The following is a 16,051-nucleotide window of genomic DNA, read 5'->3' on the forward strand; positions in this document are numbered from 1 at the left end:
GTCAACGGATGACTTATGCAACCAGACACCCAAACAGAACCCACCCCCGGCAATCTTGAATTGGCTGTCATGGTGCTTTTTCGGCTACAGGGTGTCGACCTTCCTCACGACTACGCTCGCACAGCAGCGGACCAACCTCTTGATGTTAAACACCTTTCTGACCTCGCAAAAAATCGTGGCTGGCAGCACAAACGCTATACCCTACCGTTTGGCGTGATGAATGACCGACATTTTCCCTGTCTGATTCAATTAAAAGGGAAGCTGTTTCATGTGGTGATGGAGCGTAAAGGGGAAGAGTTTCTGGTGATGACTCCGGAAGGGGAGCAACGCTGGATCCACGAAGAAAAGTTACAGGCAGACTATTCCGGCGTTATCCACCAGCTGGAAAGAGATCCTATAGAGAGAAACAAACCCAAGTTTAAACAATGGCTGCGAAATCAGGCGGTTCGCCTCTGGCCTCAGTATTCTCAGGTGCTGCTGGCGACCTTGATGATCAACCTGCTCACCCTTGGGTTACCGATTTTCACCCACTTTGTATTTGATAAAGTATTGCCCGGTCAGGCGATGGATACATTGCTGTCCGTAAGCATTGGCATGGTGATTGTGCTGATTCTGGATTTTCTGTTGCGCTGGCTGCGGAGCTATTTTCTGGACGATGCCTGTCGCGCCATTGCCCAGCAATCGGAAGCCAGCCTATTAAAAGAAATTCTTCATCAAGAGAGCCATGAATTAACGGCGCCTCCCGCCAAAATTGCTCAGGTGATTCAGGACTTCGCTCGGGTGAAAGAGAGCATTTCCAGCAGCGTGCTCTTAGCCGTGCTGGATATTCCTTTCTTCTTTTTATTTTGCGTTGCGATTTCAATTATCGGCGGCCCTCTGGTCTGGGTGCCTTTGATCATTGCGATACTGCTGATTCCCATGTCGCTATTCAGCTTTAAGCTGTCTCAGGAAAAATCAGCGATCAGTAGCCAAAGCAATCAGGATAAAAATGTATTTCTCCATGAAACCATTCGCGGCATAGATACCATCCGGTCGATGGATTCGAGAAGTCAGGTGCTCGCCCGCTGGCGAGTGCTGGTCACTGCGGCCACCAGCCGGGAGTTCAACAGTAAATCCGCCAGTGCATTGCTCACATCCCTGGTCGCCAGTTCTACTCAGGCTGTGGTGTTTGGCATGCTGGTGACCGGCGTACTGTTGATTCATGAAGGCAGTTTGCCGCCGGGCAGCTTATTTGCCTGTATTATTCTGGGTAGCCGAGCCATTGCACCCATGGCGAATCTGTCTATGGCATTAAATCGTATTAGTCATGCTCGCCAGTCATTGCAGCAAATCCGGGCACTGTTCAGCCACCGGCTGGATGAGGAGATGGTTGATGAAGAGCATGCCAAAGAGCTCCACCCAGTGAAAAGTTTACGCAGTGGCCTGAAAATCGAAAATCTGTCGTTTCAATATCCTGGTGCCCAGAACTTAGCACTCAGTAATCTTAACTTTCAGATTAAGCCTGGCGAGCGCATTGCGTTACTAGGCGCATCGGGCTGTGGCAAAAGTACTCTGATTGACCTGCTTCAAGCCAATCTTCTGCCCAGTGCAGGGGATATAAAAATCAGTAAACACTCGCTAATGCATGTCGATCTGAAAGACTACCGAAAACACCTTGGCGTTGCCCGCCAGCAGCCTACGGTGTTTGCCGGCACTGTCCGAAGCAATCTATTGATGGGCAAGGTCTCTGCATCCAATAAGCAAATTGAGAAGGTTTGTGATCTGGTGGGTTTGAGTGCCTTTATTGAAACCTGCCCACTTGGGTTCGATCACCCTGTCAGTGAGCGGGGGCTCAATTTGTCCGCCGGGCAACAACAGGCTTTATCGCTGGCGAGAGCACTGCTTCATGACGGAGAATTAATTATTCTCGATGAACCCACCAGCAGTTTCGACAATGTAAATGAATCTTTGTTGTGCAAAAAATTCCCCAAATTCCTGAAAAAGAAACATATCTTTTTGTTGATTACCCACCGTGCCAGCCTGCTGCGACTGGTAGATAGAATCATACTGATGGATGGTGGAAGGATTATTGCGGATGGGCCAAGAGATGAGATTCTGGCCAGAATGTCTGGCCAAAAATCCGGTGACTGATTATTTTTGCTTTCTCACTAATAACCGATGAATACGATGAAGAGCTCGGAACACTTTCACCGTTAATGCATTGTTTCGGTTGTAAGATTCTTCTAACTGAACTTCCATCTCCTGTTTGATTTGAGTTTCATTGTCCTGAAGTCGTTTTTCCAGCTTATCCATTTTCCTGGACTGATCTTTTTGAACCAGCCGGCTGACATGGCGGACATAACGTTTGATAAAGCGCGTGATGCGTTTTAGCAGTGATAACTCCAACTCTTCCGCTACCGCTTTCATCTGTTCTTTGACATCAGAGCCCATCATTTCAGGCATACCTTCTACCTGTTTCAAAATAGACTGCAGTGTTTGGTTACCTTCTGCTGATTGCGACTGGAGTAACGCCTGTAAACGTAAATCGTCGCTTTTCTGTGAGGTTGATAACGTGCGGTGAGCTTCACACTTCTCATGTTCCTGCTGGCTTTCAACCAGCTGCTGCCCAAGCAGTGTTGATTGCTCATCAAGGCTATTTGCAGCTTTTTCAGATGTCGCAGACATGCGCTCCAACTGAGATTGCAGAGCCATCAAATAGCTTTCTACCTTTTGCTGGCGAAGTGTGTCCTGTATTGCTTCTAACTGATTCGACTGACTGTTCGCAATCGCTTCGGTTCTGGCGAGCTGAGAACCTGCCACATCCAACAACTGTTGCAGAATGTGCTTTACGTTCTGCTCGCTAAGGTTCTCGTTGATCGCATCCAACTGCTCTCCCTGGGTCGTTGCAATGGCGTCCATTCTGGTGAGCTGGGTGCCCGAAATATCCACCAGCTGCTGCATAATGTGTTTTGAGTTCTGCTGCCGAAGTGTTTCATGCATCGCATCAAACTGGTCCGCAAGGGAGGTAGCAATGGCTTCCGTTCTGGAGAGCTGATTACCAGAAATATCCACCAGCTGGCGCAGCGCATGTTTCAGGCTGTCCAAATCCACATTCACAACCGCGCCATTGTTGCCGTTGCCTGAAGAATAACCACCGCCAAGAGGGTCGCCATTGGCCTGGCGTTCTTTCAATTCCTCACTAGCAGAGATGGCGAATTCAAACAGCCAGTTCGAATAATTGTTGCCAAACACCGTTCCCGCTTTGTTCACATTCATGGCCAGCGCACCAAGAATAACCGAAGAACACAAACCGGCCAGAGAGGTACCGAAAGCCACGCCCATGCCATCCAGTGGTTCTTCCAGGCTTTGAATCAGTATGACCAGCATTTTGGTTAAATCTTCATCACCCGATAGGCCGGATGCAAGATAACCAATCAAACTGTTGATCGAGCTGACCGTTGAAAACAAGCCTATAAATGTCCCTAAAAGACCAAGGTACAGTAATAAATTACTGAAATAGCTCATGATCGAGCGACGTTCAGACAAACCATTATTCACAATGTTGAATAAGCTTCTGGCAACAGAGGGGAGAATGCGATTGACCGCTTCGCCAGAAGATTCATATTTATTCAGGTTTTTCTGTAGGCTGTAGAGTAACTCTGAGGTGAGATAGGTTTTCTCCTGGTAAGCACGAAGGCCTTCCATATCGAGACTTTCAAACAGGAAGTGATCAATATCGCGCAAGGCTTTAAAGTCTGCCCTGAGCCGGTATATGTTCCGAAAGCAAAGATAAGTGCCAAGGCTAAAAGCCCCACCTATGGCCAGGTTGAGCAATATATTCGTCTGAAACACATCGAACAGAATGCTGTAATTAATCATTAACAACAAAATGACGGCTACCAATATCACGATCATTCTGCGCAGATAATTACCGATAATGCCGGGCGGTTTAACCCGAATATACTCTGTCAGTCCTGTCACTTGTTTCCCCATTTTTTATAGTTGTTGAATCTTTTTAATGACAGCGTTTTGATAGAGCAACAGGCTCAATACGCTGTTGTAGTAATCATAAGAAATTCGTACATCATCCATCTTTGCCCGATGGTGATCTCTCTGAGCGGTTGAAATATCCAAAAGACTTTTCTGCCCCAATTCAAACTCTTTTCGATAAAGACCAACGACTTCTTTACTGACTTTTAAATACTCAGCATTCGATTCTCGTTCTGCTCCAAACCGTTTCATATTGCTCCACTCAGCCCGGATGTCTTTTTTAAGATTTTTAATATACTCATCGCGCTGATATTCTGATCGGTTCAATAACAGTGAACTTTCTGCTTTTTTGCTTCGAGCTTTGCTTCCATCCCAAAGGTCATAGGTCAATACAAACTTTACCTGAGCCTCTTCAACCCAAACTTTATTTTCAATAGCTTCTTTATCTCTGGTTTGCAGTGATTCCTGACGAGTCCAACTTCCTTCAAGCGTTAATGTTGGATATAAATCCCGGCGACTCGAATTCAGCGTTGCTCTGGCTGCGTCTACTTCTTCATTCTTAACCAAAAGCCCGTAGTAAATACTTTGGGCTCTTTCTAAAAGAGCGTCTTCCTCTACATTGACCACCAACTTTGTGAAACCGGACGCGTTAAGATCTTCAGGGGGCTGCCCCACCGCCAACGTAAATGCTTCAACCGCAAACTCCCGGTCAGCGACATAACTAATTCGATCTTTCTTGGTTGCTTCCAATAATGCCGCCACCTGCTTAACTTCCGAATAGGAAGACGCGCCAGCGGCTTCCCGCTGCTTCATGGTATCCAGTAACTTTTTATACACCGTTGTATTCTCATCCAGCAGTGTCAACATTTCGTCGAGGCGTAAAATTTCCAGATACGCTCTGGCTACCAGCAATGCCAGTCTCTGCTCTCCTTCTTGATAACTGAACTCTCTGGCGCGAACAGTGGCGGCAGCTGAATCTATGCGATAGCCCGTCTGGTGAAAGTCATAAACCAACTGGCGAAGCTCCAGCTTGCTTTTATGATTACCAGTCCAGCCTTGATCATTATTACCATCATCATTGCTGGTTTCATAAGTGCCTTTCTCAAAGCTGATTCCAATCTGTGGGTGAAGGTCTCCTCGCACCTGTTGCAATCGAGCCTCACCAATACGGGCATCTACCTCCAGCGTTTTGGTAATCGGATTGCTGGCAATTGCCAGATTAACGGCCTCCTGCAAACTCATACCCCATGCAGTTGGGCTGCAGACTAGCAAGGGAAGTAAATATTTTCTGAAGTTAGGAATCATTTAAGTCAATTACCCGTCAGACTGTTGAGCCAGCTATTCATTTGAATACGCTATAAATTGTCATCTGACTGTTAATCGACTGATTATCAGGAGCGTTTATCCTTTCAATACCAAATCATCATAAATCCACTAATTCGATAAATGGATTAATCTTGCGATGAATATAAAGATTTAACCTAATAAACAGTTCACTGACATTTTCGGTGTGATTATCATCATGATTTCATAGAGTTACTTCATCTTCTCAATCCAGATCCACGGTCTGCGTATCATTTGACATCCCATGCAGCCCGTGCATTCCCCAGTCATCACCAATAAGCCTCTACTACCCTTATCATTATCTATATCTGCTTAATTTACGCCCATGATCACCGGGAGCCCAAAGGGAGACATAACCAATGAATGGACGCAATAGCGTAAATGGCACCAGTGCCAACGATAATCTCGACGGCACTTCCGGCGCGGATTACATTGCCGGACAGGAAGGCGATGATGTTCTTAACGGTCAGGATGGCAATGATGTCCTAAAAGGTGGCGCCGGTGCAGATACCTACGACGGTGGTGCCGGCAATGATCGCTATATCCTCGGCAATGATGGCAATATTGATACCCTCTATTTTGTCTCCAACGATGAGCAGCAGGACATTCTTGATGTAACTGATGTGCTGCCAGACCGGGCATCCAGCAGCAACCTTCAGGATTTTCTCAAAGTCACCAGCACAGGTGTCTATATCGATTCCACCGGTCGGGGTAATTTCACGGCGGACTCTCAGGTCGCCCGCTTTTCTGCTGCCAATTCTAATTTCGGTAATATCATCTCGGTACATGTGGCCGGTGTCGGTACGATTCAGTTTGATCGCACTGTGAATAGTGATGATCCGCTCATGACCACCAGTCCGGTGACCGGAACAGACGGTGATAATGCATTGAACGGCTCCGATGCCAGTGATCGCATCACCGGTGGTGCGGGTAGTGATACGTTGTCCGGCGGAGCGGGCGTTGATTACTACCTCGGAGGGGCGGGCAATGACATTTATGTCATGGATGATCTGTCCAGTGTCGATGTGTTGCGGTTTACCAATAACGATACCGAACAGGATGTTCTGGACATCAGTGAGATTGTGTCCGGCGTTACTGAGGAGAATATTGCCAGCTTTGTGAAGATCTCTGAGCGAGGTGTTTATATTGATACCACGGGCAATGGTCGGTTCACGTCAAACACACAAATTGCGGCTTTTGATAAGCAGTCAGAACTGGGCGAAGTGGTGCGTATTACCGTGGATGACAGCACCACTCTGGATTTTAACTGGGCAGACGCTTCTGCTACGCCGCTCTCTGATGAAATCATGAATGAGCGCATGTTCACCAATTCCACCCGGGGGTTTCTGAACAGTAAAGATGGCGAAGTGTTTCAGCTGCGGCTGGATACCCAGAACCTGCGCCAGGCCTTTGGTGGTCAGGGCGATGAAGAGCTGGATGCATCCAGTGTGGCCAGTGACAGCAGTGACCGGGTAAGCCTTTATGGGCGTGCCGGTAACGATACGCTCAGAGCGAATGACGATAACGCGTTCCTGGACGGTGGTGATGGTGATGACCGTCTGTTCGGTGGTGATGGCCGCAACGTTATGTACGGCGGGGAAGGCTCTGATGAATTCATCATGACGTTGGAAGCCTCCACCAATGAGGATTTGAAATACGACATCCTCGCTGACTTTACCAGCATTGAATCCCATCGAGACATTCTGAATCTTGAGCAGATCCTGCCCGAGAGTGCGACCGAGTCCAATCTCCGCGATTACCTGATGATCACCGACAACGGCGTCTTCGTGGATGTGAATGGCACCCGGGAGTTCAATCTTGAAAACCAGCTGGCTCATTTTGGTGCTAGCAGTGAGCTGGACAGCCAGGTTCGCCTGATAATGCCGAGTGGCTCCGAGCTGTTATTCAACCGGGATGAAAATTTGGTCATTGAAGGGGATGACGAGGACGAAGTTCTGAAAGGCGGTGATGGCAGTTATGAGATCCGGGGTGGGGGTGGTGATGACATTCTGGACGGTGATGCCCTGGGCACGACGAGCAGCGCTGACCAACTGTACGGTGGCACCGGTAACGATGAGCTGTACGTGGATTTTGCAGATATCAGTGAAGGCGTGATTGATGGTGGTGAGGGTTATGACCGGGTCAGAATGGAGACAGAAGCAGGTCAGGACACCACCTTCAACATGCAGGAAAACAGTGTCGAGTTTGTTTTTGGCGGTGAAAGTAACGACACGATTGATGCTTCCGGCTATCAGGAAGGCCAGGGCACCTGGGGGCACCATCTGATTGATGCGGGTGAGCGAGACGCATCAGGCACCCAGAGAGCGGTACTGATTGGCGATGCAGGTGAAGACACCTTGATCGGGGGCGAAGGCCGGGACTACTTGGATGGTGGTACTGACGATGACCGGATTGAAGGCGGCGTTGGTCGTGACTTTATGATCGGTGGTGCTGGCGATGACACCTTTGTACTGTCAGATGACGGTGCTGTGGATATTATCTGGGACTTCACCTCCACCGAGGATGAGCAGGATCGATTCGATATCAGTGCTCTGATCCCCGAAGGCGTCACTGAAGAAGAGATGCCCAACTACCTGTTGATTACGGAGGATGCGGTTTATGTTGACAGTACGGGTGGGGGTGATTTTTCAGACAGCAATCTGGTGGCTCGCATGGGGGGCGCCAGCACCATAGACAACCCGGTCAGTGTGACGGCCAATGGCACGGAGATGGCGGCTGCTCAAAACACGGCACCGGTGGCAGGCGATCCGATTACCGCGAACGTCGCCGAGGACAACAGCATCACCCTGACTCAGGAACAACTACTGGCGAATGCTTCAGACCCTGAAAATGATTCACTGACAGCCACCAACCTCAGCACTTCCGACGAATCCGCCACCATCACTGAAAACGACGATGGCTCTTTTACCATTACTCCCAGTACCAATTTCAATGGCGAACTGGAACTGGGTTTTGATATCACCGATGCCAGCCTCAGCACGTCGAGTCAGGTAAACCTGACGGTAACCGCTGTCAATGATGGCCCGGAAGCCAGTAACTTCAGCGATACGATTCAGGAAGATCAGAGCCGAATCATTACGTCGGAAGAACTTCTGGAAAATGCCACCGATCTAGACGGCGATGACCTCACAGTAACATCACTGCAGGTGACCAATAATACCGGTGACATCATTGAAAACGACGATGGCACCTGGACGTTCCGACCCAATTATAATGAGAGCGGCACCGATGCGGTTATTGAGTACACTGTCTCAGATGGCACCGAAACAGCCACAGCCAACATGACGCTGGCCATTACTGCCGTAGCTGATGGTCCAAGGGTGCTCCTTAAAGCTTTTGACACCAGTGACCCTATCGTACCGCAGGAAACCGCAGACTTCTCGGATGCGCCCAGTGGTGTCATTTTCGATATCACCAGCCAAAATCTGCAAACCATCGGCGGTGAAGTAGACACCAATGCCTGGGACGTGACCGAAGTCACCGGCTCAGCTTACAACGATGTATTCACCTTTAATGAGCTGCAGGCTGGAGAGAGTTACACCGTAAACGGTGGTGCCGGTAACAACACTATTGACCTGAGCAGCTATCGGGGAGATCAGGTCACGATCAACCATGGCACAAATACTATTACCATTGATGTGGATGGCGAAGGAAATACGGCAACCATTAATTACACCGATGTAGATGATTTTGACTTCCGGACGGATGTATTTGATGGCACACCCCATGGGGTTGAGCCTGATGATTATGGCTGGGAGATAACTGGTAAAGAATTACATATTGACTCCATTGGCAGTTCTGCAAATAAACCTATTGCTCTGGTTGATTTTAAAGGCAGTCTGGATGAAAACTTCGAACTTAATGCAGAGGTCAACCCACACGATCGAGAAGGCCATTATAGCTTTAATGGTGGTATCGTTTTTGATTATCAGGACGAGAATAATTACAAAGTCGTTTATGCCCGTGTAAACAATGCGATATGGGCTATTGAAGAAGTTGTTAATGGCGCAAGTATTGGACGGGCATCAACACCTGGCAGCATCCCAAAAGACACTTTTGTTCCAATAACATTGTCGGTTGAAGGTAGCATTGCCCGTTTGATTTCTGATGGCGAAGTTCGAGTTTCCTATGACTTCAATGAACCTCTGAATGACGGTCGCATTGGTGTAATGAACCAGAACTCTGAAACGACCTTCAGGCTTGACATGGCACCCAGCAACTGGGCACCCGCAGTAGAAAACTACGATCTGGAAATGAATCAAACCGAAGGTGAGTATGTAACCACCAATGTTCTCGCCGATGCTGTAGACCCACAGAACGAAACCCTCACCATTGAAAGCTTTACCCAACCCGAAAACGGCACTGTAGAAAACAATGGCGATGGCACCTTCACCTACACGCCCAATGAGGATTACAGTGGTGTTGATTCTTTTACCTACACAATAAGCGACGGCACCAATACAACGACCGGTACCGTTAGAATGAACGTCATCGCCAATGAGGTACTGCAAATCGATGAAGGCGGCACCTTCCAAATGGACATTTCTTCTGAACTGGTGGATACCGATGGTTCAGAAACGCTTTCCGTATTTATTGATGGTAATCCAGTAGGCTCTGTTGTTTCTGATGGAAGCAATTCRTTCACCGTAACAGAAGAAAACACYTCAGCAGAAATCACCGAYTGGGATTTAACCCAGATTCAGATCAGCCTTCCCGATAATTATGTTGACTGGTTCCGCCCAACTGTAAGAGCTCGGGCGGAGGAAGAAAATGGTGAGTTCAGTGAATCCACTAACTATATACGGGTTGGGGTTCGCAATGTTAACGATGCTCCAGAAACAGAGGCGCGTACAGAAGATATTGTTGAAACTCGAATTCATCGGTTTTCAAGCAGTGATTTTGCCTTTAATGATGTTGATTCAGGTGCCAACTTTGCAGCTATTGTCATCAAATCATTACCGGGCAGTGGTGAGTTAAAAGTCAATGACCGGTTAGCCAGAGTCGGTGAACGTATTGACCCGGATAATATTGATATACTGACGTATATTCCACCACGTATCGATGAAGACGCTCAGGACACTTTTGACTTCTCTGTCAGTGACGGCTCTCTTGAAAGTGAAACCAAAACCTTCACACTGAATATCACCGAAGCCTCAGGGCCTGATGATGCAACGATTGTGGATGAAACCACTGATGTCGATGGAGCCATTACAGAGCTTAGCGATAACGTCTCCGAAGAGGGAACTTCAAGCCTGACTGACAATGGCAGCTTTACCATCACGACGGATGACCATAGAAACACTCAGTCTGTTGAATTTGCGGCGGCAGAAACTGACTACCTAGGCAGCTTCAGTGTCGATATTGGCGATGACACCTTTGGTAATGGCAGCGGCAGAATTGACTGGAACTTTGAGGTAAATGATGGCGACCTTGATTATCTGGCGGAAGGGCAGACACTGAACCAGACTTATACCGTGACGGTTTCAGATGGCGTGGGTGGTACTGTTGATCAGGATATTGTTATCACCCTCACCGGCACCAACGATGCACCAATAATTAGCTCAATCATCGACGTTACCGGTGCAATCACGGAAATAACCGACGGTGGCAGTGGCGAAAATGTCACAGTACATGTTGAATCCGGTAGCTTTGTGATCACTGATCAGGATATTACTGATAGCCACTTTATCAGCGTCAGTGCTAATGGCAGTGATTATCGAGGAAACCTGAGTCCAAGTATTAATAACATTACCGGTCAAGTCGATTGGGATTTTGAGGTGTCTGATGGTGACATTGATTATCTCGCCGCCGGTCAAACCCTCACGCAAACCTACACGGTCACTGTATCCGACGGCGCAGGTGGTAGCGTGGATCAGGACATTGTCATCACCCTGACCGGTACTAACGATGCACCCACAGCAATAGACAATACTAAAACTATTAATGAAGATACCAGTTACACATTCCAGGCAGCAGACTTTGGTTTTAGTGATGTAGATAGTGATGACACACTTCAGTCCATTACCATTGCTCAAATTCCCACCGCTGGCACACTGACTCTGAATGGTGCTGCAGTCACCGCCGGTAAGGTTATCGCATTTTCAGATATCGGCAATCTTTCATTTTTACCGGCCAGCAATGCCAACGGGAATAACTATGCGGACCTGCAGTTCAGCGTCAGTGATGGAGCATTGAGCAGTGAGTTGCAAACCATGACATTCAATGTCATTCCGGTAAATGATGCTCCGACATCAATAAGCACCACTAAAACTATTAATGAAGATTCCAGTTATACATTCAATGCCGCAGACTTTAATTTTAGTGATGTTGATACGGGGGATACCCTGCAATCGATTACTATTACTCAATTACCGACTGGTACCTTGAGGCTCTCTGGCGCATTAGTCAGTCTCAACCAAACCATCGCACACAGTCAACTTGGCAACCTTACGTATCAACCGAATACTAATGCTCATGGCACCTCCTATGCTAATTTACAGTTTACGGTCAATGACGGTATTGTAGATAGTGCAGCCCAATCTATCGTGTTCAATGTGTCGTCAGTGAATGATGCGCCCACTATAACTTCCATCATCGATGTCAACGGGGCAATTACAGAACTTACTGATGGGCATTCTAATGAACATGATTTCAACCATACAGAGACAGGAAGTTTCAATTTTGGTGATGTCGATCTCAGTAATCAGACTATAACATCTTGGCCTTCAGCTAGTGATTATAAAGGCACTTTCACCCCGACCATATCTAACAATAGTGGAGGAGATGGTAGTGGTCGCGTCACATGGAACTTTGAAGTAAGCGATAATGCCCTCGACGATTTAGCTGCAGGTCAAGTACGCACACAAGTCTACACCGTTCAGCTTAGTGACGGTAACGGAGGATTTGTTCAACAAAACGTGTCGATTACCCTTTACGGTCGTAGTGATGCAGTAAATTCAACAATAATCAGCAGTACAGACTTGCCCGACACTTATGGGTCAAAATCTTTAGGTACTCCCCTTACCCTTGATACTTGGTCATATGGTGATCTTCAGAGTATAGGGAGTACCAATTTAGAGATTGAGCACATTAGTAACATTAACTTCACTCATAGCGGCGGCGGAACGATATATGGATTTTCTCAGAATCCTAACGATCCTACCCAGTATATGCTGGCTAGTGGGACAAGCTTTTCAGGTTCGCAAGGACCATATGATCTTTATTACCACGTATTTATAAAATATATTACCTTTTCCAAATCTGGTAGCGAAACTTACATCACCATAGATGATGCGTTTATGCTATGTCCCAATGGAGGAGAGGTAGTTGATAGTGGAGGAGGGTCATATACATCTGCACAGAAAAATTTAGCTCACACACAGCTTGAATCTGTTCAAGATGGAGAGTGGCTAGATATGCCTGCTGATGATGGTGGTATGTATAACCATATGGACTCGGACGATATGAGTMCAAGTAATCTGAGTCATAGAATATCATTAATAGAATCACACAACACGAATGATAGCAATAACCTTGAAATAGAAGGAACCAGCGGAGCTAACACCCTCATCGGTGATGACGGTGGTGACGATATTATCTTTGGTGCAGGTGGCAACGATACAATGACTGGCGGAGATGGCAGCGATACTTTTGTATGGAAAATCGCTGACGGAGGAACCGCAGGAGCCCCCGCCGTTGATACAATCACCGATTTCACTACCGGTAGTGGTGGTGATGTATTAGATATCAGCGACCTTCTAGTAAGTGAAAGTTCAGCTACCCTTGGTCAATACCTTAACTTCCAGTTTTCTGGTGGCAACATGGATATCGACATAAGCTCTACAGCCGGAGGTAGTGTGACTCAGACAATAAGGTTGGAGGGAGTTGATGTTAGTGATGTAGGCGGATACTCAATTGAGAATAATATAATTAATAATCTGTTAAGCAATGGAAACTTAGATATAGACTAGTATTCATACATTATTCCAAATGTTAACTGGAGAGTTTTCTATTATCCTGACAACTCTATCACAGTAATCGATGGAGTTGTCATAAACGTCAATACCAAAGCAGGGCGTCCGGAGAAAGACAGTCAACCAGACAGTATGGAGTATTATGTCAGTGGACATCCGTGGTTAGCTGTTAACTGTCGTGAAGTTGCGGAAACCACCTTGGGATGCTTTGTATTAGCGACCAATGATCTGGACAAGAATGCGCTAAGCTCTGTAGAGGTACTGAGGGGAGAGGCACCGGAAAACTTACCATCAACAACCCCAGAGCCAACGCATGGTGCGGCATCTTCTGGCGCAGCTGGTAAATTCTGTATTGCCTCTACCCTGAGTACTGATAAATCACAGCAGTCGGTTGAGCGAGGCTTTCGTTTTCTGAAGAGTCCGGAGTTTATGGTCTCGGCGCTGTTTTTGAAAAAACCGGAACGTATAGAAGCGCTGCTTATGGTGATGACACTGAGCCTGATGGTTTACGCAGCCATTCAACATCGAATCAGACTTGAATTGAAGAAACAGAGTCGTTTTTTCCCGGACATGAAGCGAATACCCTGTCAGACTCCAACGGCACGGTGGGTGTTTTTTTGCTTTCAGGGCATCAATGTTCTGCTGATCGATGATCAGGAAAAACATGTTGTTGGTTTGCAGGAGAGGCAGTTAACAATCATTTCAATTCTTGGGCGACCGTATCAAGAAATTTATTTCTGATACAGGTGCTGAATGACGAATGACAATCACTCACCGCTTACCCATGAGCGGCAGCTAAAGCCTTCAACCTAAAAACGATCACTATCTGTCGCCTTCATCAGCGCCTTGTTGTTGAGGAAAGGTTAGAGGTAGCAGTCAGTAGCAAGCACTGTTGACACAGTCTATTTGGCAAACCTACGTACGGTGTGCTGATGAGCAACGAAGTAAAGCCGCTTAAGTTGAGGCGACAACTATGTTAACAAACACCGGCTCAGAATGAATGGAGAACGAGTTCTAAATCAGGAAGCTATTAAAGGACTGTTCCTTAGGGGAGTGGCATAGAAAAGATTACCGGAGTATTGTGAAGTGGTTATAGTTTTCCGGACACACAGACGCGGGTAATATCAAAGCCCCTAAAGGTGTGTCCAGATGACAGAAAAGAAAGTAAAAACTTATACAGCAGAGTTCAAGGAATCTGCCGTGAAGCTGGCTGTAGAATCCGACCAACCAGTGACTGAAACGGCCAGAGATCTTGGTGTCAACGCTAACACTCTGCACACTTGGATTGCCAAATATCATCGACCTAAGGCATCTGGCAAGTCAGAGAAAAGTGATGAGCATATATACGACGAACTGAAACGTTTACGTAAAGAAGTGGCAAGACTCAAAGAGGAGCACTCTATTTTAAAAAAGGCGGCAGCCTTCTTTGCCAGAGAAAGTCTCTGAGATTCAAATTCATCAGAGATTACCAGGAGAGCTTCAGTGTTGCAGCTATGTGCAGAGTTATGTCCGTATCCAGCACTGGCTACTATGAGTGGCTCTCCCGGCCTGAATCGAAGCGATCTCAGGAAGATCGGGCATTGAAGGCAGAAATCATAGCGATACACGAGAAAAGCCGTAGAACATATGGTGAGCGTCGTATTAAAGATGACTTGGCAGATAAGGACAAAAATGTCAGTCGCCAGAGGATTAACCGATTGATGAAAGAGGCAAAGCTGGTTTGTAAAACAAAACGTAAATTCAAAGCAACAACTGACGCACGGCATAATAAGCCAGTGGCAGATAATTTACTGGAGCGCGACTTCCATCGGGATCAACCTAACCAGGCATACGTCGGAGATATTACGTATATCCAAACTCGCGAGGRGTGGCTGTACCTGTCGGTATTTATTGACCTGTGCTCGCGAGCAGTCGTTGGTTGGTCCATGAGCAATAGAATGACAGCAACGCTGGTAACCGACTCGTTGGAAATGGCAATGTGGAAGCGCAGGCCCAAAGCTGRCTTGCTGGTGCATAGCGAYCGTGGAAGCCAGTATGTCTCGGAACGCTATCAGTCATTACTAAAMGACAATGACTTYSTCTGCAGCATGAGTCGCAAGGGGAATTGCTGGGATAATGCGGTGGCCGAGAGCTTCTTTCATACGCTGAAAACAGAACTGGTTCATCATGAGGATTTTCAGACTAGGGAAGAGGATCAGCAGGCAATATTTGAGTATATTGAAGTGTTTTATCCGTCATTCAGCACTTAATCTGAGAATTTCCCCAAACCATCTAAACTGTATAAAATTTTCAGATTGAGCATATCCTGTGCGCCCTCATCAATTTCATATTCAGCGTATTGACCACATGGGATTAGTGGCCGGTATGTGCAAAGAACTTGGCATTGCCAATCTTCTGGATTCATTGGTTCCAAACCAATCTGAAACTCGTAAAATCAGCTTTATGAACTCGGTGTAAGTGAGGTCTATTTATCATTCGCTGTCAAGGCGATTACTGTATTAAAACTGCCGTGTAAGGCGCTGAACCTCGACTCAACCAGCTTTCATGTAGATGGTCGCTATAACAGCGAGTCCGAAGTCGATGAAGACGACATGAGTTGCATTAAGCTCTGTCGTGGATACAGCAGAGATCACCGACCCGAACTCAATCAGGCAATACTGCTGATGATGACGGAGAATCAGGCCGGAATCCCCATCTTCATGGCAGCCTCTAGCGGCAATGTAAACGACAACAAGAATTTTAAC

At 47.0% G+C, this 16,051-nt stretch carries 6 protein-coding genes and 3 pseudogenes; 7 read left to right on the forward strand and 2 right to left on the reverse strand.

Annotated elements, in window-relative coordinates; all coding sequences use genetic code 11:
* Positions 1-15 precede the first annotated feature (15 nt).
* The gene (locus AKL11_RS12015; protein WP_067517694.1) at positions 16-2,130 is read left to right on the forward strand and encodes a peptidase domain-containing ABC transporter; all 2,115 of its coding nucleotides are present in this window, start codon (positions 16-18) and stop codon (positions 2,128-2,130) included.
* Here AKL11_RS12015 and AKL11_RS12020 read toward each other — a convergent pair whose 3' ends face one another.
* Positions 2,131-3,960 (reverse strand): hypothetical protein, encoded by a 1,830-nt coding sequence (locus tag AKL11_RS12020; protein WP_157673531.1) that lies wholly within the window; start codon positions 3,958-3,960, stop codon positions 2,131-2,133.
* A gap of 15 nt (positions 3,961-3,975) precedes the next feature.
* A complete protein-coding gene (locus AKL11_RS12025) occupies positions 3,976-5,211 on the reverse strand; it encodes a TolC family protein (protein WP_067517698.1) in 1,236 nt (411 codons plus the stop codon).
* Between the two features lie 461 nt (positions 5,212-5,672).
* Here AKL11_RS12025 and AKL11_RS12030 point away from each other — a divergent pair, with 461 nt between their 5' ends.
* The 6 genes and pseudogenes from AKL11_RS12030 to AKL11_RS26780 form a co-directional block, all read left to right on the forward strand.
* Positions 5,673-13,304 carry a tandem-95 repeat protein gene (locus AKL11_RS12030; RefSeq protein WP_067517700.1) on the forward strand — a complete coding sequence of 2,544 codons (7,632 nt, stop codon included), beginning with the start codon at positions 5,673-5,675 and terminating at the stop codon, positions 13,302-13,304.
* Positions 13,305-13,397: 93 nt separating this feature from the next.
* A pseudogene (locus tag AKL11_RS26775) lies at positions 13,398-13,568 on the forward strand (IS1634 family transposase); the annotation flags it as partial.
* A 102-nt stretch (positions 13,569-13,670) separates the two neighbouring features.
* Positions 13,671-14,048, forward strand: a pseudogene (locus AKL11_RS26260) (IS1634 family transposase); the annotation flags it as partial.
* Positions 14,049-14,456: 408 nt separating this feature from the next.
* Positions 14,457-14,753 (forward strand): transposase, encoded by a 297-nt coding sequence (locus AKL11_RS12040; protein ID WP_067517703.1) that lies wholly within the window; start codon positions 14,457-14,459, stop codon positions 14,751-14,753.
* A gap of 11 nt (positions 14,754-14,764) precedes the next feature.
* On the forward strand, positions 14,765-15,556 hold the full coding sequence (locus AKL11_RS12045) for an IS3 family transposase (protein ID WP_253705203.1): 792 nt from the start codon (positions 14,765-14,767) through the stop codon (positions 15,554-15,556).
* Positions 15,557-15,614: 58 nt separating this feature from the next.
* A pseudogene (locus AKL11_RS26780) lies at positions 15,615-16,051 on the forward strand (DUF4277 domain-containing protein); the annotation flags it as partial.

The organism is Endozoicomonas ascidiicola, from assembly GCF_001646945.1.
Classification (GTDB): domain Bacteria; phylum Pseudomonadota; class Gammaproteobacteria; order Pseudomonadales; family Endozoicomonadaceae; genus Endozoicomonas; species Endozoicomonas ascidiicola.